This window comes from Actinotalea ferrariae CF5-4 (genome assembly GCF_000603945.1).
In the GTDB taxonomy this organism is placed as follows: domain Bacteria; phylum Actinomycetota; class Actinomycetes; order Actinomycetales; family Cellulomonadaceae; genus Actinotalea; species Actinotalea ferrariae.
In genome coordinates this window covers 1-23,248 of sequence record NZ_AXCW01000040.1, presented here as the reverse complement: position 1 = coordinate 23,248, position 23,248 = coordinate 1, and the positions used below count along the sequence as shown (strand labels likewise).

The 23,248-nt window shown below is 75.8% G+C and carries 22 protein-coding genes, 3 tRNA genes and 1 pseudogene; 19 read left to right on the top strand and 7 right to left on the bottom strand.

Annotated features, from left to right (window positions below; all coding sequences use genetic code 11):
* Positions 1-31: 31 nt before the first annotated feature.
* The 4 genes from N866_RS05870 (at position 32) to N866_RS20345 (ending at position 6,103) form a co-directional block, all read left to right on the top strand.
* Entirely contained in the window at positions 32-991 is a 960-nt protein-coding gene (locus N866_RS05870; protein WP_173406132.1) for an AAA family ATPase, read from the top strand.
* 34 nt (positions 992-1,025) lie between these two features.
* On the top strand, positions 1,026-2,207 hold the full coding sequence (locus tag N866_RS05865; RefSeq protein WP_052022447.1) for a DUF58 domain-containing protein: 1,182 nt from the start codon (positions 1,026-1,028) through the stop codon (positions 2,205-2,207).
* A complete protein-coding gene (locus N866_RS05860; RefSeq protein ID WP_034223977.1) occupies positions 2,204-4,570 on the top strand; it encodes a transglutaminase TgpA family protein in 2,367 nt (788 codons plus the stop codon). Before N866_RS05865 ends, N866_RS05860 begins: the two co-directional genes overlap by 4 nt.
* A 162-nt stretch (positions 4,571-4,732) precedes the next feature.
* On the top strand, positions 4,733-6,103 hold the full coding sequence (locus N866_RS20345; RefSeq protein WP_081802371.1) for an RDD family protein: 1,371 nt from the start codon (positions 4,733-4,735) through the stop codon (positions 6,101-6,103).
* Here the strand turns inward: N866_RS20345 and rarD are convergent.
* The gene (rarD, locus tag N866_RS05850) at positions 6,067-7,020 is read right to left on the bottom strand and encodes an EamA family transporter RarD (protein WP_034223974.1); all 954 of its coding nucleotides are present in this window, start codon (positions 7,018-7,020) and stop codon (positions 6,067-6,069) included. The two genes, N866_RS20345 and rarD, sit on opposite strands and share 37 nt — an antisense overlap.
* A 199-nt stretch (positions 7,021-7,219) precedes the next feature.
* Here rarD and N866_RS05845 point away from each other — a divergent pair, with 199 nt between their 5' ends.
* Together N866_RS05845 and htpX are read left to right on the top strand one after the other, a co-directional pair.
* Entirely contained in the window at positions 7,220-8,581 is a 1,362-nt protein-coding gene (locus N866_RS05845) for an FAD-dependent oxidoreductase (RefSeq protein ID WP_034223970.1), read from the top strand.
* Positions 8,582-8,718: 137 nt separating this feature from the next.
* Positions 8,719-9,591, top strand: coding sequence for a zinc metalloprotease HtpX (gene htpX / locus N866_RS05840; protein WP_034223967.1), 873 nt, complete (start codon positions 8,719-8,721; stop codon positions 9,589-9,591).
* 43 nt (positions 9,592-9,634) lie between these two features.
* Here the strand turns inward: htpX and N866_RS05835 are convergent, their stop codons facing one another.
* On the bottom strand, positions 9,635-10,126 hold the full coding sequence (locus tag N866_RS05835) for a YajQ family cyclic di-GMP-binding protein (protein ID WP_034223964.1): 492 nt from the start codon (positions 10,124-10,126) through the stop codon (positions 9,635-9,637).
* Positions 10,127-10,241: 115 nt separating this feature from the next.
* Between N866_RS05835 and N866_RS05830 the strand changes: the two genes are divergently transcribed.
* From N866_RS05830 to N866_RS05795, 8 genes are all read left to right on the top strand, one after another.
* Positions 10,242-10,323, top strand: a tRNA-Tyr gene (locus N866_RS05830).
* Positions 10,324-10,423: 100 nt separating this feature from the next.
* Positions 10,424-10,975 (top strand): NUDIX domain-containing protein, encoded by a 552-nt coding sequence (locus N866_RS05825; protein WP_034223961.1) that lies wholly within the window; start codon positions 10,424-10,426, stop codon positions 10,973-10,975.
* A 139-nt stretch (positions 10,976-11,114) separates the two neighbouring features.
* Positions 11,115-11,873: a glucose 1-dehydrogenase gene (locus tag N866_RS05820; protein ID WP_034223998.1), complete on the top strand. Its 759-nt coding sequence runs from the start codon at positions 11,115-11,117 to the stop codon at positions 11,871-11,873.
* A 67-nt stretch (positions 11,874-11,940) separates the two neighbouring features.
* Positions 11,941-12,013: transfer RNA gene (locus N866_RS05815), tRNA-Thr, on the top strand.
* A gap of 69 nt (positions 12,014-12,082) precedes the next feature.
* Positions 12,083-12,159 (top strand) — tRNA-Met (locus N866_RS05810).
* A gap of 85 nt (positions 12,160-12,244) precedes the next feature.
* Positions 12,245-12,415: a 50S ribosomal protein L33 gene (gene rpmG / locus N866_RS05805; RefSeq protein ID WP_034223958.1), complete on the top strand. Its 171-nt coding sequence runs from the start codon at positions 12,245-12,247 to the stop codon at positions 12,413-12,415.
* A gap of 34 nt (positions 12,416-12,449) precedes the next feature.
* On the top strand, positions 12,450-12,899 hold the full coding sequence (locus N866_RS05800; protein ID WP_034223955.1) for an FAS1-like dehydratase domain-containing protein: 450 nt from the start codon (positions 12,450-12,452) through the stop codon (positions 12,897-12,899).
* The gene (locus tag N866_RS05795) at positions 12,896-13,324 is read left to right on the top strand and encodes a MaoC family dehydratase (RefSeq protein ID WP_034223952.1); all 429 of its coding nucleotides are present in this window, start codon (positions 12,896-12,898) and stop codon (positions 13,322-13,324) included. Before N866_RS05800 ends, N866_RS05795 begins: the two co-directional genes overlap by 4 nt.
* A 45-nt stretch (positions 13,325-13,369) precedes the next feature.
* Here the strand turns inward: N866_RS05795 and N866_RS05790 are convergent, their stop codons facing one another.
* Positions 13,370-14,443, bottom strand: a complete 1,074-nt coding sequence (locus tag N866_RS05790) for a LacI family DNA-binding transcriptional regulator (RefSeq protein WP_034223949.1) — start codon at positions 14,441-14,443, stop codon at positions 13,370-13,372.
* 185 nt (positions 14,444-14,628) lie between these two features.
* Between N866_RS05790 and N866_RS05785 the strand changes: the two genes are divergently transcribed.
* From N866_RS05785 to N866_RS05770, 4 genes are all read left to right on the top strand, one after another.
* On the top strand, positions 14,629-16,053 hold the full coding sequence (locus tag N866_RS05785; RefSeq protein WP_052022443.1) for an MFS transporter: 1,425 nt from the start codon (positions 14,629-14,631) through the stop codon (positions 16,051-16,053).
* Positions 16,050-17,327 (top strand): MFS transporter, encoded by a 1,278-nt coding sequence (locus N866_RS05780; protein WP_052022445.1) that lies wholly within the window; start codon positions 16,050-16,052, stop codon positions 17,325-17,327. Before N866_RS05785 ends, N866_RS05780 begins: the two co-directional genes overlap by 4 nt.
* A gap of 69 nt (positions 17,328-17,396) precedes the next feature.
* The gene (locus N866_RS05775) at positions 17,397-18,569 is read left to right on the top strand and encodes a UDP-N-acetylmuramate dehydrogenase (protein ID WP_081802370.1); all 1,173 of its coding nucleotides are present in this window, start codon (positions 17,397-17,399) and stop codon (positions 18,567-18,569) included.
* Between the two features lie 45 nt (positions 18,570-18,614).
* Positions 18,615-18,818, top strand: a complete 204-nt coding sequence (locus tag N866_RS05770) for a hypothetical protein (protein WP_155855219.1) — start codon at positions 18,615-18,617, stop codon at positions 18,816-18,818.
* Here the strand turns inward: N866_RS05770 and N866_RS05765 are convergent.
* From N866_RS05765 to N866_RS05750, 4 genes are all read right to left on the bottom strand, one after another.
* The gene (locus N866_RS05765; RefSeq protein WP_052022442.1) at positions 18,783-19,208 is read right to left on the bottom strand and encodes a GntR family transcriptional regulator; all 426 of its coding nucleotides are present in this window, start codon (positions 19,206-19,208) and stop codon (positions 18,783-18,785) included. The two genes, N866_RS05770 and N866_RS05765, sit on opposite strands and share 36 nt — an antisense overlap.
* Positions 19,205-20,131, bottom strand: a complete 927-nt coding sequence (locus N866_RS05760; protein WP_034223944.1) for a hypothetical protein — start codon at positions 20,129-20,131, stop codon at positions 19,205-19,207. Before N866_RS05760 ends, N866_RS05765 begins: the two co-directional genes overlap by 4 nt.
* A complete protein-coding gene (locus N866_RS05755; protein WP_034223941.1) occupies positions 20,128-21,177 on the bottom strand; it encodes a hypothetical protein in 1,050 nt (349 codons plus the stop codon). Before N866_RS05755 ends, N866_RS05760 begins: the two co-directional genes overlap by 4 nt.
* Positions 21,178-21,348: 171 nt before the next feature.
* Positions 21,349-22,371: an adenosine deaminase gene (locus tag N866_RS05750; protein ID WP_034223939.1), complete on the bottom strand. Its 1,023-nt coding sequence runs from the start codon at positions 22,369-22,371 to the stop codon at positions 21,349-21,351.
* A gap of 178 nt (positions 22,372-22,549) precedes the next feature.
* Between N866_RS05750 and N866_RS05745 the strand changes: the two are divergent.
* Positions 22,550-23,248: pseudogene (locus N866_RS05745) on the top strand (hypothetical protein); the annotation flags it as partial.

Below are 23,248 nucleotides of genomic sequence, written 5' to 3'. Positions count from 1 at the left end.
CCCGGACCGACAGGAGCACCGACCCGTGACGATGACACCCGAGCAGAGCGTCTGGTTCGCCGAGACGTTCGACGCGCTCGTGGCGAACGTGGGCCAGGCCGTGCTGGGCAAGGAGCACGTCGTGCGCCTCGCGCTGACGTGCATGCTGGCCGAGGGCCACCTCCTGCTCGAGGACGCGCCGGGCACGGGCAAGACGTCACTGGCCAAGGCGCTCGCGGCGACCGTCCAGGGCACGCACAGCCGGATCCAGTTCACCCCGGACCTGCTGCCCTCGGACGTGACCGGTGTGACGATCTACGACCAGAACACGCACCGGTTCGAGTTCCACGAGGGTCCGGTGTTCGCCTCCGTCGTCCTCGCGGACGAGATCAACCGGGCGTCGCCCAAGACGCAGTCGGCCCTCCTGGAGGTCATGGAGGAGTCGAAGGTCACGGTCGACAAGGTCTCCCACCCCGTGGGGCGGCCGTTCATGGTCATCGCGACGCAGAACCCCATCGAGCAGGCGGGCACGTACCGGCTGCCGGAGGCCCAGCTGGACCGCTTCCTCATGAAGACGTCCCTGGGCTACCCCGACCACGCCTCGACCGTGGAGATCCTCGCCGGGTCGGCCGAGCGGGACCGCACCGCCCACCTGACGGCGAAGATCACGACGGCCGCGGTCGGCGACATGGCCGTCCTCGCGTCCACCGTGCACACCGACCCCGCGGTGCTCGACTACGTGGCCCGGCTGACCGAGGCCACGCGGACCGACGCGCAGACGGCGATCGGCGCGAGCGTGCGCGGCGCCCTGGCCCTCGTGCGGTGCGGGAAGGTGTGGGCGGCCTCGCAGGGCCGCACGTACGTCATCCCCGACGACGTGAAGCTGCTCGTCCCGCCGGTGCTGGAGCACCGGCTCATCCTGGACACCGAGGCGGAGTTCGCCGGCGTGACCGCGCGGCAGGTCCTCGTCCGCGTCCTCGCCGAGACCCCGCCGCCGGCGGCGCGCGTCTGACGTGACGCCGTCGACCGGCCACCGCCCGCGTGGCATGACCACAGCCGTCCGCACAGCCGTCCGGCCGTGGTCGGCCGTGTCCGCGCTCGGCTGGGCCGCCGCGGCGACCGCGCTCGTGCTGGGCGCCCTCGGGTGGTGGCTCGGGTGGGTCGAGCTGACGGTGACCGCCGCGACGCTCGCCTCGGCGCTCGCGGTCTCGGTCCTGCTCACGCTCGGCCGGTCGACGTACGCGGTGGAGCTCGAGCTGTCCGACCACCGCGTCACCGTGGGCCGGCGCGCGATCGGGCGGCTGGAGGTGCGCAACACCGCGCGGGGGCGGCTCCTGCCCGCCCGGCTCGAGCTGCCCGTGGGGCGGGCCGTCGCGGAGCTCGCGCTGCCCTCGCTCGGCCCGGGCCGCGTCCACGAGGAGGTCTTCGCGATCCCGACGACCCGGCGCGCCGTCGTCGTGGTGGGACCGGTCCGCTCGGTCCGGGGCGACCCCCTCGGCCTGCTGCGGCGGCGGGTGCGGTGGACCGACCCGGTCGACCTCTACGTGCACCCCGAGCTCGTCTCGCTCGGCGGGGCGTCGTCGGGCCTGCTGCGGGACCTCGAGGGGCAGGCGACGCGGGTCGTCTCCGACTCCGACATGTCCTTCCACGCCCTGCGCGACTACGTCGCGGGCGACGACCGCCGGCACATCCACTGGCGGACGACCGCCCGCACCGGGCAGCTCGTCGTGCGCCAGTTCGAGGACACCCGGCGCACCCACACCGCGATCGCGCTCGCGACCACGACCGCCGACTACGCCGACGCCGACGAGTTCGAGCTCGCGGTCGCGGTGGTCGCGTCCCTGGGCGTCCAGGCCCTGCGGGACCAGCGCGAGCTCACCGTCCTGGCGGGCGCGGGCTCGCTGCGCACGGACTCGCCGCCGCTGCTGCTCGACGACTGCGCCCGGCTGGAGCTCGCCGACGACGGCACGGCGACCGCGCGTCTGGGCGGACGCGTGGCCCGCGAGGCGGCGGACGCCACCGTCGCCGTGCTCGTCACGGGGTCGGTGCCCACCGCGCCGGACCTGCGGACCCACGCGCGGCGGGTGCCGGTGGGCGTGCGGACCGTCGTCCTGCGCTGCGCCACGGGGGCCGACGTGGAGGTCGCGACCAACGGCGGCCTGTCGGTGGCCCGCCTCGGCTCGCTCGCCGACCTGCCGCGGGTGCTGCGCCGGGTGGTGGGGTCGTGACCGCCCCCGTCGTCGTCGCGCCGACGCAGGTCCGGGCGCCGCGCTCCCGGCCTCTCGTCGACGCCGCGGTGCTCGGCGTGGCGCAGGCGCTCGTGCTGCTCCCGCTCGTGCCCGTCTACGGGTGGCGCGCCGCGCTGCCCGCCGTCGTGGGCGGGGCGTTCGCCGGGACCGTGCTGGCGGTGGTCGCCGCCGCCCGGAGGTGGGGCGGTCCGGTGACCGCCGCGCTCGCGGTGGCCGGGTACCTGCTGATCGGACCGGCGCTCGCCGCGCCGACGGTGGCGCTGTGGGGGTGGCTGCCCACGCCGGCCGCGGTCGCGACGCTGCTGCGCGGTGCGATCACCGTGTGGCGCGAGGTGCTGACGCTGGACCCCTCGCTCGGCGGGAGCGGCAACCTGCTCGCCGCGCCCTTCCTCCTCGCCTACGGCGGCTCGGTCGTGGCCGTGTCCCTGGCCCGTCGCCTGGACCCCCTCGCGGGCGCCGGTGCCGCCGTCGTGCCGCTGGTCACGCTCGTGCCGGCCCTCCTGCTCGGCACTGCCGAGACGGTGCAGCCCGTCCCCGCGGGGACCGCGCTCGCCGTCGGGCTCCTCGCCTGGGTCGCGTGGCGCCGCGGGTCGCTCGCCCCGCGGCGCGTGGTCGCGGTGGGCGTCCTCGTCGCGGTGGCCGTCGCGGGGGGCGCCGTCGTCGGGCCGGTGGTCGGGCAGGACCGGCCGCGGTTCGTGCTGCGCGACGAGATCGTGCCCCCCTTCGACCCGCGCGACCAGGCGAGCCCGCTGTCGTCGTTCCGGCGCTTCGTCAAGGACTGGCGGGAGACGGACCTCGTCACCGTGCGCGGTCTGCCGGAGGGCGCGGGGGTGCGCATCGCGACCATGGACGCGTTCGACGGCGTGGTCTGGGACGTCGCGGGCGCCGAGGCGGCGGAGGGGTCGGGCCGGTTCCGCCGGGTCGGCGAGAGCATCCAGGCGACCGAGCGCGGGGAGCGGGTCACCGTCGAGGTCGAGGTCCACACCCTCCCCGGCGTCTGGCTGCCGACGGTGGGCTACGCCGAGCGCATCGAGGTCACCGGCCCGGATGCGCTGGAGCTGGCGAGCACGCTGCGCTACAACGACGCCACGGGGACCGCGGTCCTGACCGACGGCGTGCCGGACGGCACCCGGTTCACCGCGCAGGTCGTGGTCCCGCCCGCGCTCGCGGCGGAGGAGCTCGGCGCGGCCGGCGTGGGTGCCGTGCGGCTCCCCGAGCCGCGGGCGGTCCCCGAGGGCGTGCCCCTGCTCGCCGGCGAGATCGCCGGCACCGCCTCGACGCCCGCCCTCGTCGCCGAGGCGCTCGCGGCCGGCCTGCGCGAGCGCGGCTGGTTCAGCCACGGGCTGGTCGAGTCCGGCGACCACCCGTCGCTGTCCGGGCACGGCGCGGACCGGCTGACCACGCTCCTCACCGGTGACCTCATGGTGGGCGACGGCGAGCAGTACGCCTCGGCGATGGCCCTCATGGCGCGGGAGATGGGCCTGCCGTCGCGCGTGGTCCTCGGGCTCGTGCCGGACGAGGAGCAGGCCGGTGCGGAGGAGGTGACGCTCTCCGGGGACGACGTCGAGGCGTGGGTCGAGATCGCCTTCGACGGTCACGGCTGGGTGGCCTTCGACCCGACGCCGGACGAGAGCAAGACCCCGCGGGAGGACACCCCGGAGCAGGAGGCGCAGCCCCAGCCCCAGGTCCGCCAGCCGCCCCCGCCGCCGCCGGACCCCGTGACCCCGCCCGACGACGACACGGAGCAGCCCCGCACCGACGCGCCCCCGGAGCCCCCGGCCGTGGCCGGCGACCTGCGCCCGTTCCTCGTCGCGCTCGCCGTCGTCGTGGTACCGGCCCTGGTCCTGCTCGGGCCGTTCCTCCTCGTCGCGCTCCTCAAGGCGCGGCGGCGGGCCCGGCGCCGGACCGCCGGGGCTCCGGTGGAGCGCGTCGTCGGCGGCTGGGAGGAGCTGCTGGACCAGGCACGCGACCTGCGCCGGCCGGCACCCGAGCGGGCGACCCGCCGCGAGACGGCCGTGCACCTCGCGTCGGTGTTCGCACCGGTGGCGGTCGGGCCCCCGTCCGGCGCGACGACCGAGCGCCCGGCGGACCGGGCGGGTCGACGGGGTCGACGACCCGGGGTGGCCGGGGCCGTGGCGGGACTGGCCACGCGCGCCGACGCCGTCGTCTTCGGACCGGGTGAGCCGACGCCCGAGCAGGTCGAGGCCTACTGGCAGCAGGTCGACGCGGCAGTGCGCTCGCTGCAGGAGGCCGTCCCCGCGCGGCAGCGGCTGCGCGCCCGGTGGTCCACCGCATCCCTGCGCTCCCGTCGGCGGGAGCGGCGCGCCGCGCGCCGGGGCTGACCGCCCGCCCAGCAGGTCGGGGCAGGAGCCTCACGACTGGCACCGGTCCTGCCGATAGGCGGGGTAGACGAGCCGCGCGGCAGCGGACCCGCGAGGCTCCGCGTCGGTGCCTGCGGGTACGGTGCGGGCCGCAGGACGCGCGACCAGGGGGAGAAGGACCGGATGTCGATGGCAGCAGGTGTGCCGGCGAGCATGGGCAGGCGCCTCCTCGCCGCCCTCGCCGACGGCGCCCTCGCGCTGCTCGCGGTCGGCGTGCCGACGGCGGTCGCCGTCCGCCCGGTCCTCGCTGACCCCACCGACCCGACCGTGGCGCCCGGGGCGGGGTGGCTCGTGGCCGGGTGGGTCCTGCTGCTCGCGCTCGGCGTGACGCAGTGGGTGCTCCTGGGCCGGCGCGGCTGGACGCTCGGCAAGCGGGCGGCCGGGGTGCTCGTCCTGAGCGAGCGGTCCGGCTTCCCCCCCGGCCTCGGGGCCGCCTTCCTGCGCCTGCTGGTGCCGGGGCTCGCGAACCTGCTGCCGGTCCTCGGGCCGGTTGTGGTCCACCTCTCGCCGTTCTTCGACGCCACCGGACGCCGGCAGGGCTGGCACGACAAGGCCGCCGGGACGGTCGTCGTCGACGCCCGGCACGTCGCCGCGCCGCGCACGGCCGAGGTCGAGCGCCGGCTCCAGCACCTGCTGACGCCCGACGCCGGGCGCGGGGAGCGGGCCGTGGACGGCCCGCATGTCGTCCCCGCCGCGGTCGACACGACCGTCCCCGGCCCGATCACGGACCGGTCCCCGGCGGACGCGGACCGTGCCGACACGGACCGTGCCGACACGGACCTGGCCGACACGGGCATGGTGCGCCGCGTGCCCGGGGTGACGTCGTCCGTCCCGTCTCCGAGCCGGCCGGCCGACCAGGCGAGCGCTGCCGAGCCCAGCCCGCTGATCGCTCGCACGACCGACGAGGCCGGGCCCGCCGACACGCCCGTCCACGCCGACGAGCCTGTCGTGCACGTCTCCGTGCCGGCGGGCGTCGCCTCGGGTCACGGCCTGCCCCCGACCCGGGCGCTCGTCCCGGGCACGCGGGTCGTGCCGCCGCCCGACGTCGTCAGCGACGTCCCCTTCCCGAGCACGTACCGCCGCGAGGACGAGGACGTCGAGGCCACGCGCCTGCGCCCGGCCCGCGCGAAGGTCCCCGAGCTCGCTGCGCAGGAGCTGGAGGTCACGGTCGAGCTCACCGACGGCCAGCGCGTGACGTTCAGCGGCTCCGCGCTCATCGGCCGCAACCCCACGCCCCGCCCGGGTGAGGACGGCTGCCGGCTCATCACGGTCGCCGACCCGGGCCGCTCGGTCTCCAAGACGCACCTGCTGCTGGGCGTGGACCGGAACGGCCCCTGGGTCCGCGACCGGCACTCGACCAACGGCACGGTGGTCACCCTCGCCGACGGCCAGCAGATCCTGTGCGGCGCGGACCAGCAGGTGCGCCTGCCCCCGGGGGCGTCGGTGGCGTTCGGCGACTACGGCCTGTCGGTGGCGACGGTCGACGCCGTCTGACCGTCCACGGCGACCTGCCGGCGGGCGATCCGCTGCAGGCGTCCGTGCCGCAGCCCGTCGACCGTGAGCACGACGACGGCGAGCCAGACCAGTCCGAAGCCCCACCAGCGCGCGGCGGGCATGGCCTCCCCGAACACGAGCACGCCGATCCCGAACTGGAGCGTCGGGGCCACGTACTGCAGGAGCCCGATGACGCTGAGCGGCAGCCGCCGGGCGGCGCCGCCGAAGAGCAGCAGCGGGACGGCGGTCACCAGGCCCGCCGAGGCGAGGGCGACCGTGTGGGCCGTGCCGTGCTCGCCCCAGGTGCCCTGGCCGACGGCGCCCAGCCACAGCAGGTAGGCCAGGGCCAGCGGGGTGAGGAACGCCGTCTCGACCGCGAGGCTGGTCACCGCGGGCACGCTGCGGCCGACGCGGTTCTTGATCAGCCCGTAGAGCCCGAAGGTGACCGCGAGGGTCAGCGCGATCCAGGGCAGCTCGCCGACCCCGGCGGTGATCACCACCACGGCCGCGGTGCCCAGCCCGAGGGCCACCCACTGGGCCGGCCGCATGCGCTCGCGGAGCACGAACACGGCGAGGGTGACGGTCACGAGCGGGTTGATGTAGTAGCCCAGCGCCGCGTCCACGGTCCGGCCCGACAGGACGCCGACGACGTAGGTGGTCCAGTTCCCGGCGACGAGCACCCCGGCCAGGGCCAGGAGCCCCAGGCTGCGCCGGTCCAGCGCCCGCACCGTGCGCCAGGCGCGCGTCACCGCCAGGAGGAGGGCGCACACGACGAGGGACCAGACCACCCGGTGGGCGATGATCTCCAGCGGCGACGCCGGCTCGAGCAGCGGGAAGTAGACCGGCAGGAGCCCCCACAGGCCGTAGGCGCCCAGGCCCAGGGCCAGGCCGGTGCGGGAGGTCGTGGGGGACGGCACGGGGCTGAACCTACGCCCGTCCGCACCCGGCGGCTCGTACCGTTTCGAGCGCGCCGTCCGCCGACGGGTCGGGCCGCCCCTGTGCGAACGGTCGTCCCATGACCGCCTCGGGGGTGGGGCGGGTCCGCCTACACTGGGCGCAGCGTCCCCGCGCGGGCCCCGGGCACCGCGCACCCCCTTCCGGAAGGCTCCTTCTCACGTGAGCAGCAGCAGCGCCCTGCGCGTCGCGGTCGTCGGTGCGGGCCCCGCGGGCATCTACGCCTCGGACATCCTCTCCAAGTCGGGGCTCGAGGTGTCGATCGACCTCTTCGAGCGTCTCCCGGCCCCGTTCGGGCTCGTCCGGTACGGCGTCGCACCCGACCACCCGCGCATCAAGCAGATCATCGTCGCGCTGCACAAGATCCTCGAGCGTGGCGACATCCGGCTGCTGAGCAACGTCGACTACGGCACGGACCTCGACCTGGACGACCTGCGCCGCTTCTACGACGCGGTGATCTTCTCCACGGGTGCGATCCGGGACGCGGACCTGCGCGTGCCGGGCATCGAGCTGCCCGGCTCCTACGGCGCCGCGGACTTCGTCTCCTGGTACGACGGGCACCCCGACGTCCCCCGGACGTGGCCGCTGGAGGCCGAGCAGATCGCCGTCGTCGGCGCGGGCAACGTCGCGCTGGACGTCGCGCGCATCCTCGCCAAGCACCCGAAGGACCTCCTGTCGACCGAGCTCCCGGACAACGTCTACCAGGGCCTGCTCACGAGCCCGGTGACGGACGTGCACGTCTTCGCCCGGCGCGGCCCCGCGCAGGTGAAGTTCAGCCCGCTGGAGCTCCGCGAGCTCGGCCACGTGCCGGACGTCGACGTCGTCGTCTACCCGGAGGACTTCGAGTTCGACGAGGGCTCGATGGCCGCGATCCACTCCTCCAACCAGACCAAGCAGGTCGTCAAGACCCTCACGGACTGGACGCTGCGGGAGCCCGAGGAGCTGACGGCCAGCCGGCGGATCCACCTGCACTTCCTCCACCGCCCGGTCCAGGTGCTGGGCGAGGACCGGGTCACCGGCCTGCGCACCGAGCGGACGGTCCTGACCGGTGACGGCACGGTCGCCGGGACCGGGGACATGCACGACTGGCCGGTGCAGGCGGTCTACCGAGCGGTCGGCTACTTCGGCTCCCCGCTGCCCGGCATCCCCTTCGACGAGGCCGCGGGCGTCATCGCGAACCGGGAGGGGCGCGTCGTCCAGGCCGATGGCGAGCCCGTCGACGGGCTCTACACGACCGGCTGGATCAAGCGCGGCCCGGTGGGCCTCATCGGCCACACGAAGTCCGACGCCACCGAGACGATCAAGCACCTCGTCTCCGATGCCGACGGGCTCCGGCGGGCGCCGGAGCGGGACCCGGGCGCCGTGACGGCGTTCCTCACCGACCGGGGCGTCGGGCACGTCGAGTGGTCCGGCTGGATGCTGCTGGACGCCTGGGAGCAGGAGCTGGGCAAGCCCCACGGGCGGGAGCGGATCAAGGTCGTGCCCCGCGAGGAGATGCTCGCCATCATCCGCGGCGAGGCCTGAGCCCTCCGGGACGGCCGACGACGCCCCGCACCCGGGAACGGGGGCGGGGCGTCCGCCGTTGTGCCGGGTGGGCGCGCGGGCGCGGTTCCCGTGTGATCCGCTGAGCCGGCACGGCTGGGCACGAGGAGGAGGACGACGTGGGTCGGCGTCACTACAACGGCCTGAAGACCGCAGCCCTGTTCGGGGTGCTCTGGGTCGTGGTGCTGCTGCTCGGTGGGCTCATCGGCAACGGCCGGTGGATCTGGCTCTTCGCCGTCGTCGGCCTGGTCGGCACGGCGTACGGCTACTGGAACTCGGACAGGATCGCGATCCGCGCGATGCGGGCCCGGCCGGTGAGCGAGCTGGAGCAGCCCGCGATGTACCGGATCGTGCGCGAGCTCTCCATCGCCGCGCGTCAGCCCATGCCGCGGCTGTACGTCTCGCCGACCCAGGCGCCCAACGCGTTCGCGACTGGGCGCAACCCCAAGAACGCGGCGGTGTGCTGCACCGAGGGCATCCTGCAGCTCCTCGACGAGCGGGAGCTGCGCGGCGTGCTCGGCCACGAGCTCATGCACGTCTACAACCGCGACATCCTCACGTCCTCGGTCGCCGCCGCGCTCGCGGGCATCATCACCTCGGTCGCCCAGCTCCTCATGTTCTTCGGCGGCGACCGGGACCGGGGCGGGAACCCGATCGCGGTCCTCGCGATGGCGCTCCTTGCGCCGTTCGCGGCGATGCTCATCCAGTTCGGGATCAGCCGGACGCGCGAGTACGACGCGGACGAGGACGGCGCCCGCCTGACCGGCGACCCGCTCGCCCTCGCCTCGGCCCTGGCCAAGCTCGAGCGCGGGACCCAGCGCGCCCCCCTGCCGGCGAACCGGGACCTGGTCGACGTCAGCCACCTCATGATCGCCAACCCGTTCCGCGGGGGCGGCATGGCGAAGATGTTCGCGACCCACCCGCCGATGGCGGACCGCATCCGCCGCCTCCAGGCGATGGCCGACGGTCAGGGCGGCATCACCCGCTTCTGACCGCCCGGGTCGAGGGCTCGCCCGGTCGCCCCGGACGGAGCGGTCAGCGGTAGTTGACGAACTGCAGCGCGACGTCGAGGTCGGCCTGCTTGAGCATCGCGATGACCACCTGCAGGTCGTCGCGGCTCTTGGCCGAGACCCGCAGCTCGTCGCCCTGGATCTGCGCCTTGACGCCCTTGGGCCCCTCGTCGCGGATCAGCTTGCTGATCTTCTTGGCCTCGTCGGTCGCGATGCCCTCCTTGACCACGGCCTCGAGGCGGTACTCCTTGCCCGACGGCTTCGGGTCGCCGGCGTCGAGGGACTTCAGCGAGATGCCGCGCTTGATGAGCTTGGTCTCGAAGACGTCCAGGACGGCCTTCACCCGCTCCTCGGAGTTGGCGACCATGACGATCTTCTCGCCGCTCCAGTCGATGGACGCGCCGACGTTCTTGAAGTCGTACCGCTGCGAGATCTCCTTCGCGGCCTGGTTCAGCGCGTTGTCGACCTCCTGGCGGTCCACCTTGCTGACCACGTCGAACGACGACTCCGATGCCATGGGTGCTCCCTCTGCTGCGTGTGCGTACCGACCTGCAGGAGTTGCTATCCTTCCATCCGCGGCCGGTCCGATCGAGTGCGCCCCTCGCGGGCGACGAGCGGGACCGGAGGCGCACGGCAGGTTGCCCGAGCGGCCAAAGGGAGCTGACTGTAAATCAGCCGCGTCATGCTACGGGGGTTCGAATCCCTCACCTGCCACGCCGTGACGAGACCCCGCCCGGGACACCCGGGCGGGGTCTCGTGCGTCCGGCCCGCTGCCGGTGCCGGCGCGGCGCGGGGCTGATGGGAGGCTGACCCCATGCAGCCGTGGCGCACCCTCACCTCGACCGTCGTCTACGAGAACCCCTGGGTCGTCGTCCGGGAGGACGCGGTGCGCCGCCCCGACGGCGGCGAGGGCATCTACGGCTACCTCGAGGTCCGTCAGCCCGCCGTCTTCGTCGTCCCGCTGACCGACGACGACGAGGTCGTCCTCGTCGAGGTCCCGCGCTACACGACCGACGCGGTCTCCCTGGAGGTGCCCGCCGGCGGGTCCGACGGCGAGGACCTCCTGGTGGCGGCGCAGCGCGAGCTCCTGGAGGAGACCGGCCTCGAGGCGGACCGCTGGGAGCCGGTCGGCAGCATGACGGCGCTCAACGGCGTCTGCCGGGCGCCCGAGCACGTCTTCCTCGCGCGGGGCGTCCGGGCGTCGTCGGCCGCCGACGACGGCGCGCGCCACGAGGAGGGGATCGCGGCGGTGCGGCGCGTCCCGTGGACCGAGGTGCTCGGGCTCGTCCGGGACGGCACGATCACCGACGGCGAGACGGTGGCGGCGCTGATGTATGCCGCCCTGGCGCTCGGGCGCGTGCGCTGACCTCGGAGGACGTTCGGCCCTGTCCGGCGTGGGCGCCGCGCCGGAGGGTGGAGGCACGTGCGGCCGCGCGGTCGGGTTCCCGCCCGACGACGACGCCGCGGCCCCGAGGCCGGCGACGGCGCCGGCGTGGAGGTGCCTCATGGTCGCTCAGGTCACCGGCAGGCTCGCGGGCAAGGTGGCGGTGGTCACGGGTGGTGCGCGCGGCATGGGTGCCGCGACGGTGCGCCGCCTGGTCGCCGAGGGGGCGAAGGTCGTCGTCGGCGACGTCCTGGAGGCAGAGGGCAAGGAGCTGGCCCACGACGTGGGTCCGGACGCCCTCTTCGTGACGCTGGACGTCAGCTCGGCGGAGGCGTGGGCGCGCGCGGTCGAGGCGGCGTCCGAGGCGTTCGGTCCCGTGACGGTCCTCGTCAACAACGCCGGGATCCTCAGCTACGGCGCCGTGGACGTGGCGGCGGAGGCGGACCTGCGGCGCGTCCTCGACGTCAACCTCGTCGGCCCGTTCCTCGGCATCCAGGCCGTGGTGCCGTCGATGCGCCGGGAGGGCGGCGGGTCGATCGTCAACATCTCCTCCGCGGCCGGGCTCGTGGGCATGGCCTCGCTCGGCGCCTACTCCTCCAGCAAGTGGGGCCTGCGCGGTCTGACCAAGTCCGCGGCGCTGGACCTCGGCCGGGACGGCATCCGCGTGAACTCGATCCACCCGGGCGGCGTGCGCACACCCATGGCCGCCGGCGCCGACCCCTCGGCCTTCGCCGTGTACGCGATCCCGCGGATCGGGGAGCCCGAGGAGATCGCCGCGGCGGTCGCGTACCTGGCCAGTGACGACGCCTCGTTCGTCACGGGTGCGGAGCTCGCCGTGGACGGCGGCATGGTCCTCGGCACGCTGCCGCCGGCGGGCTGAGCCCTCGGGCCGGGGGACCGCGGCGATTTCGCAGCACCCCCTGCGCCCGTGTACCCTGGCACGCGCTGCCCCGATAGCTCAGTCGGCAGAGCGTCTCCATGGTAAGGAGAAGGTCAAGGGTTCGATTCCCTTTCGGGGCTCTGTTGGTGCGCGGGGCCGTCAGGCGGTGAAACGTCCGGCGGCCCCGAGTGCCGATGCACCATCGATGCGGCGGGGTAGCTCAGTAGGTCAGAGCGCACGACTCATAATCGTGAGGTCGCGGGTTCGATCCCCGCCCCCGCTACCACTCCGTGGAAGCGACGCGCGCCGATCATCGGCACGCGCACAACGACCGAGGCGCCGCAGCAGCCGGCGCGAGAGGTGGCAAGACCGTGGCCAGCAAGTCCCAGGACGTCCGTCCGAAGATCACGCTCGCGTGCACCGAGTGCAAGGAGCGGAACTACATCACCAAGAAGAACCGGCGCAACGACCCGGACCGTCTGGAGATGAAGAAGTTCTGCCCGCGCGACGGCCGCCACACGGTGCACCGCGAGACGCGCTGACCCAGCGCCCCGCAGAGCTCAGGACGACCCGCGCATGGCTGTGAACACTGCCTTCGCGGGTCGTTCCTATGCCCCCACCGAGGCGTACCAGGTCGGCCGTGAGCACGTGCGCGCCTTCGCGGCCGCCGTGCTCGCCGACCACCCGGCGCACCACGACGTCGCCGCGGCCCGGGCCCTCGGCCACCCCGACGTCGTCGCGCCGCCCACCTACGCGGTCGTCATCGCCCAGCTGGCCGAGGCGCAGCTCGTGCAGGACCCCGAGGCGGGCATCGACTTCTCCCGCGTCGTCCACGCCGACGAGCGGTTCGTCCACCACCGCCCCATCCACGCCGGGGACGAGCTGGTGACGACGCTGCACGTCGACTCGATCACGGAGCGCGCGGGCCTGGCCATGGTCACCACGCGCTGCGAGATCGCCGCCGCCGACGGCGAGCCGGTGGCGACCGTCGTCTCCACCCTCGCGGTCCGCGGGGAGTCGTCGTGAGCGCCGGGACGCCGGACCTGGCGGCCCTCGCGGTCGGCCAGTCGATCGGCACCCGCACCGTGGAGGTCGACCGGCGCACCCTGGTCCGGTACGCCGGCGCCAGCGGTGACCTGAACCCGATCCACTGGAACGAGCGCTTCGCCGTCGAGGTCGGGCTGCCCGGCGTGATCGCCCACGGCATGTTCACCATGGGCACCGCCGTCACGCTGGTCGCGGACTGGGCCGGTGACCCCGGGGCGGTCGTCGAGTACGGCACGCGCTTCACGCGGCCGGTCCCGGTGCCGGACCCCGGTACGGCGGTCCTCCAGGTCGAGGGTGTCGTCGGCGCCATCGACCTCGAGGCGCGCACCGTGCGCGTCGACCTCACGGTGACCTCCGAGGGTGCACGCGTGCTCGGCAAGGCCCAGGCGACCGTCCGCCTGTAACGCCCCGGCGCGCAGCGCCCGCCCTGCGACCGGGGACCGGCCCGGCTACCGGGGCGGCGGAGGCGCCGTCGTCGTGCCGACGCGCAGCTCGACGTCGAAAACCATGTCCTCGGGCTCCTCGCCCGCCAGGAGGCGGCCGACCATGCGGCCCATCGCCTCCCCGCGCGCCTGCAGCGGCTGCACCACGGTGGTCAGGACGTCCGGCGCGAGCCACGGCAGGTCGAGACCGTCGAAGCCGGCGACCGACACGTCGTCCGGCACCCTGAGGCCGAGCTCCCGGGCCGCGATGAGCACGCCCGCGGCGAGGAGGTCGGACTGCGCCACCACCGCGGTGGGCCGCTCGCCCGGCCCGCCCTGGAGCACGCGGAGCCCCGCCTCGCGACCGGCCTCGACGAGGGAGGCCTCGGCCTCCATGACGACCGTCGGGCGGATGCCGACGGACTCCAGCCCGAGCAGCCGGTGACGCGTGGGCGCCCAGTCGAGCTGGGCGCGGCGCGCGGCGTCGACCGGACCGCACCGGCGGGCCGCGTCGAACGGCAGGCTCACGACGGCGACCCGCTCGTGGCCCAGTTCGAGCAGGTGTCGCCCCAGCGCCGCGCTGCCGGTCTGGTCGTCGATGGAGACGACGGGTGCCGTCGTCGTGGACGGACCCTCGCCCACCACCACCGGGACCCCGCGGCGGCGGAGCACGGCCAGCACGGGGTCGTCGGTCCGGAAGCCCCAGATGAGGACGGCCGCGTCCATCGCGGCGCTCTCCACGAGGGGGTCCACGGCGGTGGGCCGCTCGGGGTCCGGCAGCGCCGGGATGAGCAGCACGCCGAGCCCGAGCTGGCCGAGCGCTCCCGTGAGGCCGTCGAGCACCTGGATGGCGACCGGGTCGCGGAAGCTGCGCCGCAGGTGGTCGCCGATGATGACCGCGGCGATGCCCGACCGGCCGCTCCGCAGCGACCGGCCGAGGGGGTTCGGGCCGCTGTAGCCGAGGCGCTCGGCGGCGGCGAGGACGCGGGCCCGGGTCTCCTCGGCGATGGGCCCGGAGCCGGAGAACGCGAGGGAGGCGGTGGAGACCGAGACGCCCGCCGTGGACGCGACGTCGGCGAGGGTGGGTCGGCTGTGCGCCATGTCACCTGTCCCTCGGCCGATCACGGTTGACGATCAGCCAGCGTAGCGGGACACTCGACTCACCGCATCGAATCGATTCGAGACAGACCGCGCCCGCCGCGGACGGCCGTCGTCGGCCCCCGGCGGGCGCCGCGCTGCCCGGCGCGAGCCCGGTGCGACGTCACCCCCCACGAGACCGAGGACCCATGCCCCGCCCCGGTGCCACCCGGCCCACCAGCCCGACCCGCCGCCCCGGCACCCCCGCTCCGCGCAGCGCGCTCCGGGCCCGCCGGCACCTCATCGGGCTGTACCTCCTGCTCGGCATGACCGTGTCGAGCTGGCTCAGCCGCCTGCCGTCGGTCCGCTCCGCCCTGGACCTCAGCGAGTCCGGGCTCGGCCTCGTGCTGCTGCTGGGGGCGCTCGGCTCGCTGGCCACCGTCCTCGTCGCCGGGGGCGTCGTCACGCGCTTCGGCAGCCGGCGCACCCTCACCGCCGCCGCGGTGATGTTCTCCGCCGCCACGTTCCTCATGGGGCTCGGCCCGACGGTCGGGAGCGTCCCGCTCCTCGTCGTCGGCGTCTTCGTGATGTCCGCCTCGTTCGCGCTGGGCAACGTCCCCATGAACGTGGAGACGGTGGTCATCGAGCGGGCGATGGGGCGCACGGTCGTGCCGCAGTTCCACGCGGCCTTCTCCGTGGGCGCGCTGGCCGGCTCCCTGCTCGGCGCCGCCGCCGCGTGGGCCGAGCTCCCGCTGCTGGTCCAGTTCGGCGGGATGGCGCTGCTGGCGCTCGGGTGGCGCCTGGCGTCGATCCCGGGTGCCGTGCTGACCGCACCGGCCGGCCCGGACGACGCCCCGGCGCCGCGCCGGGCGATGCGCTCGGCGCTGGGCGCGTGGCGCGAGCGCCGGACGCTGCTCGTCGGGGTCATCGTCATGACGGCCGCCCTCTCGGAGGGCTCGGCGAACAACTGGCTCGCCATCGCGGTGGTCGACGGGTTCCGGCAGACCGAGGCGATGGCCGCCGTCGTCTTCGGGGTGTTCACCGGGTCCATGGCCGTCGCCCGCTTCGGGGGCACCTGGGCGATCTCGCGGTTCGGCCGGGTCGCGGTCCTCGCCGCCTCCGGCGCCGTCGCCTTCGCGGGCCTCCTGCTCTTCGGGCTCGCACCGAGCCTGCCGCTCGCCGTGCTGGGCGTCGTCGGCTGGGGCCTGGGCGCGGGACTGGTCGTGCCGATCGGCATGGCCGCGGTCTCCCACGAGCCCCTGCGGGCCGCGGGTCGCGTCGCCGTCGTCTCCGCGTTCGCCTCGGTGTCCTCGGTGGTCGCCCCGCCGCTGCTCGGCGCGGTCGCGGAGGCGGTCGGCGCGCGGCGCGCCCTGCTGCTCGTCGCGGTCGGTCTCGCCCTGAGCATCGTGCTCGCCTCGACGGTGCGGACGCCCGACGTCCGGGCTGCCGGCGACGTCCCCGACGAGGCCTCGGCCCGCCCGGGCGCGGGTGCCGCCCGGCCGGTGCCGGTCGTGGTCCCGACGGCGGCTGCTGCCGTGACGGCGTCGGCCGTCGCCGCCACCGCGACCGCCACCATGGGACCCGACGTCCCCCTGCCCACCACGACCGCCCTCGAACCGGAGCCGTGCCGATGAGCTCAGCAGACCGCACCCGCGTCGCACCGGAGCTGCGCGCGGCGACCGTCGCCGTCGTCGTCGTCTTCGTGCTCAACGGGTTCAACTTCGCGAGCTGGGCCGCGCGCCTGCCCGCCGTGCGCGATGCGCTCGAGCTCCGGCCCAACCAGCTGGGCCTGCTGCTGCTCGTCGGCGCCCTCGGCTCGCTCGTCGCCCTGCCGCTGTCCGGGATGGTCGTCCAGCGCCTCGGCGCGCAGCGGACCGTCGCGCTCTTCGCCGTGCTCAACGTCTCCGGTCTGCTCGTGGCGGCGACCGCCGTCTCCCTCGGGACGCTGTGGCTCGCAGCGATCGGCCTGGTGCTCTTCGGCGTCGGGACGGGCGTGTGGGACGCCGCGATGAACATCGAGGGCGCGGCCGTCGAGCAGCGCCTCGGGCGCGCGATCATGCCGCGGTTCCACGCGGGCTTCTCCTTCGGCACCATGGCGGGCGCGGGCCTCGGCGCCGTCGCCGCGTGGGCGGGGCTGCCCGTGCTGGCGCACCTCGCGCTCGTCCTGGGCGTGAGCCTTGCCGGCGTCCTGTGGGCGGTCCGGGCCTTCCTGCCGGCCGGCACCCACGACGAGCACCACGACGAGCACGGCGGCGCCGACGGTGCACCCCGCCGCGGCGCCTTCGCGGCCTGGACGGAGCCCCGCACGCTGCTCATCGGCCTCGTGGTGCTGGCCGCCGCCCTGACCGAGGGTGCGGCCAACGACTGGGTCAGCCTCGCCGTCGTCGACGGCTTCGGGACCTCGGACGCGGTCGGGGCGCTCGGCTTCGCGGTGTTCGTCACGGCGATGACGGGCATGCGGCTCCTCGGGACCGCCCTGCTCGACCGCTGGGGCCGGGTCCCGGTCCTGCGGCTCTCCGCCGGCCTGTCGCTGGCCGGCCTGGTCGTGTTCGGCCTCGTGGACAACCTGGCCCTCGCGCTGGTCGGCGTCGTCGCCTGGGGCATGGGCGCCGCGCTCGGCTTCCCGGTCGGGATGAGCGCCGCCTCCGACGACCCCCGCCGGGCCGCGGCGCGCGTCGCCGCCGTCTCGACCATCGGGTACAGCGCGTTCCTCGCCGGGCCGCCGCTGCTCGGCCTGCTCGCCGAGCACGTCGGCTACCGGCAGTCGCTGCTCGCGATCACCGTGCCGGTCCTCGTCTCCCTCCTCGTCATGAAGGCGGCCGCGCCGCTGCCGACCACGACGCCCGCACCCACCGACACCTTCGCCGGCCCGGGCGTCGAGCCCGGGGCGGCGGAGCGGCACGCCTGACCGGCACGCCCGACCGGCACGACCAGCACGGCTGAGGCGCCTCGCCGCCGGCGTGCCTACGCTGGGACGGTGACCTCCCCCCGCTCGGCCGCCCTCACGGACACCGCCACCGGCACCGCCGCAGCCGCTCCTCGCCTCGCCGACCTCACGACCCTGCGGCTGGGCGGTCCCGCCGCCCGCTACGTCGAGGCGTCGTCGGCCGAGGAGCTCGTCGCCGCGGTCCGCGCGGCCGACGAGGCGGGGGAGCCGGTCCTCGTGCTCGGGGGCGGCTCGAACGTGGTCGTCCCCGACGACGGCTTCCCCGGGCTGGTCGTGCGCGACGTGCGCACCGGCATCGAGGTCGAGGACGCCGGTGCCTGCGGCGGGGCGAGCATCACCGTCCCGGCCGGCACGCCGTGGGTCGACGTCGTCGACCGTGCCGTCGCGGAGGGGTGGGTCGGCGTCGAGGCGCTCGCGGGCATCCCCGGCTCCACGGGCGCGACGCCCGTGCAGAACGTCGGCGCGTACGGCCAGGAGGTGTCGGGCGTCGTCTCCCTCGTGCGCACGTGGGACCGCGAGCGCGGCCGCATCCGCACCCTCGCCCTGCCGGACCTGGGCTTCGGCTACCGCACGTCGGTGCTCAAGCGGTCGCTCCGCGACGACGACGGCGCCTGGTCGCGCTGGGCCCCGACGCCCCGCTGGGTGGTGCTGGAGGTGGGCTTCCAGCTGCGCCTCGGGTCGCTGTCGGCGCCGATCGCCTACGCCGAGCTCGCGCGTCGGCTCGGTGTCGAGGTCGGGCAGCGTGCGCCGCTCGCGGAGGTGCGCGCCGCGGTCCTCGAGCTGCGGGCGGGCAAGGGCATGGTGCTGGACGCGGCGGACCCGGACACGTGGAGCGCCGGCTCGTTCTTCACCAACCCCGTCGTGCCGGCCGAGGTCGCCGACCGGCTCCCGGCCGACGCGCCGCGCTACCCGGTCCGGTCCTCGACGCCGCAGGGGACGACGGGCCCCAGCCTCGGGGCGATCGACGAGTCCCTGGTCAAGACGAGCGCCGCCTGGCTCATCGAGCACGCCGGCTTCGGCAAGGGCTTCGGGCTGCCGGGCACGGTCGGGCTGTCGACCAAGCACAGCCTCGCGCTGACGCACCGCGGCGGGGGGACGACGGCGGAGCTGCTCGCCCTCGCGCGGACGGTCCGGGACGGCGTGCGCGAGCGGTTCGGCGTGGAGCTGGAGCCGGAGCCGGTCGTCGTCGGCGCGACGCTCTGACACAGGGTCCGTGACCGGCCGGCCCCGGTCTGGGAGGGTGGCCCCATGGATGTCGTGTTGGTGGGTCTCGTCCTCAACATCGGCCTCGCGGCCCTCGGGTTCCTCGTCCTCTACCTGGTCCTCCGCCGGGCCGTCCGGGACGGCATGCTCGACGCGTGGGCCGAGCGCCCCCGCCAGGCCGCACTCCAGGCCGGCGTCGAGCGCATGCGTCGTTCAGACGGGGAGCCCGGGGGCTCCGGCCACGACTGACCCGTCCGGCGCGGGCCGTGCGCCCGTGCGGTCCAGCAGGACGCCCCGGACGACGGCGAGCGTCTCCTCGTCCGTGAGCCCGGCGGCCCGCGCGACGTCGGCGAGCCGGTCCGCGGCGTCCCGGACCTCGCGGGCGACGTCGGCCGTGCCCTCGGCCACGACCGTGCCGGTGCGCCGCCGCGTCGCGACGACGCCCGAGGCCTCCAGCTCACGGTAGGCGCGGGCGACGGTCCCGGCGGCGACGCCGAGGTCGGCGGCGAGGGCCCGGATGGTCGGGAGGCGGTCGCCCGAGCGCAGCCGCCCCGCCGCCACGTGCGCACCGACCTGGAGCCGGATCTGCTCGTACGGCGGGACGCTCGAGGTGAGGTCGACCTCGATCTGGAGGCTCATCGCGGCAGGGCGTCCGGCAGCGGTCCGGTCGGCACGGCGAGGGCCCCGGCGGGCCGGCCCGGCAGCACGGCGACGACGACGGTCGTCAGCCCCACCACGACGGCGAGCGCGAGGGCGATTGTCCCGATGACCAGGTGCGGCAGGCTCGTGGCGCCGTCCTCGACCAGCGCGTGGCTGATGTTCCGCACCGCCAGGCCGCCGTACAGGAGGACGCCGGCGGCCGTGAGCCCGACGACGAGCTGGGCCCCGCGCAGCACCCGGTGCGCCGACAGCTGCCGCAGCGCCAGGTCCCACCGCGGCTGCGCGTCGACGACGGCCGGGCGGCTCGCCACGACGTGCAGCACCGCCTCGGTCGCGGCGGCAACCACGAGACACGCCACGAGCAGCGGCAGCCCGTAGAACCAGCCGGGGAAGGGCCCGGCGGACATCCCGCCGTCCTCGACGACGCGGGAGACCTGCCGGCCGCCGGTGGCGACCGCCCCGCCGACGACGGCCAGCACCAGGACGAGGGCGGTCCAGCCCCACAGGAAACCGCGCAGCCCACGCGGGGCGACGTCGGCGGTCGTGCGGCGGTCGAGGCCGGCTCGCCGGACCGTGCCGGTCGGCCGTGGCCACGTGAGCTCGCCCACCGCGTGGACGCCGACGAACAGCACCCCGGCGACCGTGGGGACGAGGCCGAGCAGGACGCCCTGGGCCGGCCCGCGGACCGTCCCGGAGAGGGCGGGGCCGAGCACCGGCGCGAGCACCAGACCCAGCCAGGCGATGGCGCTCACGCCGCCCGCATGGCGGCGTGCCGCAGCGGCGGCCTGCGACGGGTCGGGGGCGGAGCTCCGCCCGACCACGAGGACCACCACGATGACGACCGTCGCCAGTGCCACCAGGAGCACCACGGGCACGGCGACGACGAGCAGGCCGAGGCTCATGCGGACTCCTGCGGGAGGGAGGGGGAGGCACCGATGACCGAGGCCCCGGGGTGGGGGAGCCGGACGCTGGTCGGGACCCGTGCCCGCCCGGGGACGAGCGCGACGGCGAGCGAGGCGAGACCGACGAGGGTGGCGACGACGAGAACGGCGGTGCCCAGCACGTCGAGCTCGACGGCACGGAGGGCGACGCCGGCCACCGCCAGGACGCCCGCCAGGGACCAGCCGACGACGAGCTGCGTCCCGCGGAGCACGCGGTGCCCCGACAGGAGGCGCGAGGCGTCGTCGTATGCGGGGTCGTCAGGCAGGGCCGCCGGGCGCCGTGCGACCTGCCGCAGGACGAGGCCCGTCCCGACGAGCACCACCGCGATGCTGATCGCGAGCGGCACGCCGTAGAAGGCGCCGGGGAACGGGCTCGTCGTCCGGACGCTCACGCCGACGGTGGCGACGAGGCGCACCCCGTCCTGCGCGACGGCGGCGCACGTGGCGAGCGTGGCCGCCAGCGCGATGGCCCACGCCGCCGTGATCCGGCGCAGCCAGCGGGGCGTGACGCCTCGGACGGAACGGGGCGCCAGGCTCGCACGCCGGACCGAGCCGTGCGCCCGGGGCCAGGTCCGCTCCCCGACGGCGTGCACCGCGAGGTAGGTGAGCCCCGGCAGGGCCGGCGCAAGACCGACGAGCACGGCGCCGGAGGCGGGGACGGAGCCGGACGGTGCGTACGCCGGTGCGGCGATGACCAGGAACGGCGCGGCGACGGTGAGGACCACCTGCGGCACGACCGCCGCCAGCACCCACGCCGTCCCCGCGACCAGCGCGCCGTGACGCCGCGCCGCCTCGGCGTTCGGGTGCCCCGCCCGCCGGTAGCCGGGCTGAGGTGCGCCGTCGGACGCCGACGCCGACCCGTGGCGCGCCGCCAGCCGGACGACGAGGTAGAGCACGGCCAACGCGCCGAGCGGCAGGAGCAGAGTGACCGCCCCCCAGGCGACGTCGTACCACGCCGGCGTGTACAGCGAGATGCCCGCCGTCTCGGCTTCGAGTCCGTTCGACACCGTGTACCCCCTCAATGAACCAATGAGTCGATACATTGGCGCAGAGCGCGCGGCCCGTCAAGGCCGCTGCTCCGTTCCGGTGAGCGAAGGAGTCCCCATCCGGCTCCAGCCGTCACCGTCGAGCCCACGTCGCCGGACCGCACGGACCTGTCGGGCTCCAGCCGGTCGGGCTCAGGCCGGGGCGGCCAGCCACGCGTCGATGCCGGCGAGCAGCCGCTGCTTCGTCGCGTCCGCCGCCCGGCTCGCGCGCACCGACCCGCGCGCCAGCTCCGCCAGGGCGTCGTCGTCGAACCCGTGCACCCGGCGTGCCGTCTCGTACTGGGCGACCAGGCGCGAGCGGAACAGCAGCGGGTCGTCCGCCCCCAGGGCGACGGTCGCGCCGGCCTCGGCGAGCGTGCGCAGCGGGACGTGACCGTGCTCGGCGTACACCCCGAGCGACACGTTGGACGCCGGGCACACCTCGAACGCGACCCCCCGCTCGACGAGCTCGGCGAGCACCCGCGGGTCCTCCGCCGTCCGCACGCCGTGCCCGAGCCGGTCCGGGTGCAGGTGCTCGACGACGCTGCGCACGTGGTCCGGCCCGAGCAGCTCACCGCCGTGCGGCACGAGCGCGAGACCGGCCCCCGCGGCGATCCGGAACGCGGGCGCGAAGTCCTCGGTGTCGCCCCGCCGCTCGTCGTTGCTCAGGCCGAACCCGACGACGTCGCCCGGGCCGTCCCCCGCGTAGCGCGCGGCGAGCCGCGCCAGGGTGCGCGCGTCGAGCGGGTGCCGTGTCCGTGAGGCCGCGACGACGACGGCGACCTCCACGCCCGTCCGCGCCGACGCCGTCCGCGCCTCGTCCAGGACGAGCTCGAGCGCCGGCGTGATGCCGCCGACGAACGGCGCGTAGGAGGTGGGGTCGACCTGGATCTCCAGGCGCCCCGAGCCCTCCGCGGCGTCGTCGGCCGCCGCCTCCGCCACGATCCGGCGCATGTCGGCCTCGGACCGCACGCACGCGCGGGCCGCGTCGTAGAGGCGCTGGAAGCGGAACCAGCCGCGCTCGTCGTGCGGCGCCTGGAGCGGGTCGCCCTCGGTGAGGGCCGCAGGCAGGCGCATCCGGTGCCCGGCCGCGAGCTCGGTGAGCGTGGCGGGCCGCATGGACCCGGTGAAGTGCAGGTGGAGGTGCGCCTTCGGGAGCCGGGCCAGGTCGCGCACGCGGTGAGTCTGCCAGGCCCATCGCCGCTGGCCCACGCAGGCCGGCAGGCGCTCTCCGCCCGGCCGGGCGGTCGGGCTGCGTCGCCGCCACCGCGCGGGCGAGCCAAGCCGCGCAGGATGAGAGCACTCTCATGGTTCTCTCACCGCCGCGGGCGCCCCGGTGGTGTTCCATCGGAGGATGCTCACGACCGCCGCGCCCGCGACCGGGCCCGTCCGGGGCGCCGACGCGCCCGGCCGGTCGTCGGCGCGACGCGAGCGGGCCGACCAGGCGCTCCTCACCGGCCCCGACGCCGAGCACGTCCTGCGTGCCGTCCTCGAGGCCGAGGGCGTCCGGCTCAGCACCTGGGCCGTCCACCAGGTCCACCACCGGCCCGGCGTCGGCGTGACGGTCGGCTGGACGGTCACCTGGGAGCAGGGCGAGGCGGGGACCCCGGCGGCGCGCGGGGGCGAGGAGTACCTCCTCGGCACCACGGCGCCGGTCCCCGCGGGCACCCCCGCGAGCACGACCGTGCGGGTCGCCGACCGGGACGTCACCGTCTGGCGCCACCCCGCCGACCCCGTCCTGCCGGGCCTGGCGCACGCGTGCGACCCCGTCCGCGTCGCCGCGTCGCTCGGGGCCGAGCCGGCGCAGGTGCAGCTCGAGCTCGTCACCTACCGCCCACTGCGGCGCGCCGTGCTGCGCGCCTCGTCGCCGACGACGACGGCCTACCTCAAGGTCGTCCGACCGCACACCGCCGCCGACCTCGTCCGACGCCACGAGCTGCTGCTCGCCGCCGGGCTGCCGGTCGCGCCCGTCGAGGACCTGGGCGGCGGCGTGCTGCGCCTCGGCGTCGTCCCCGGGCGCCCGCTCACGGACGCGCTCGCGGCCGACGGCGCC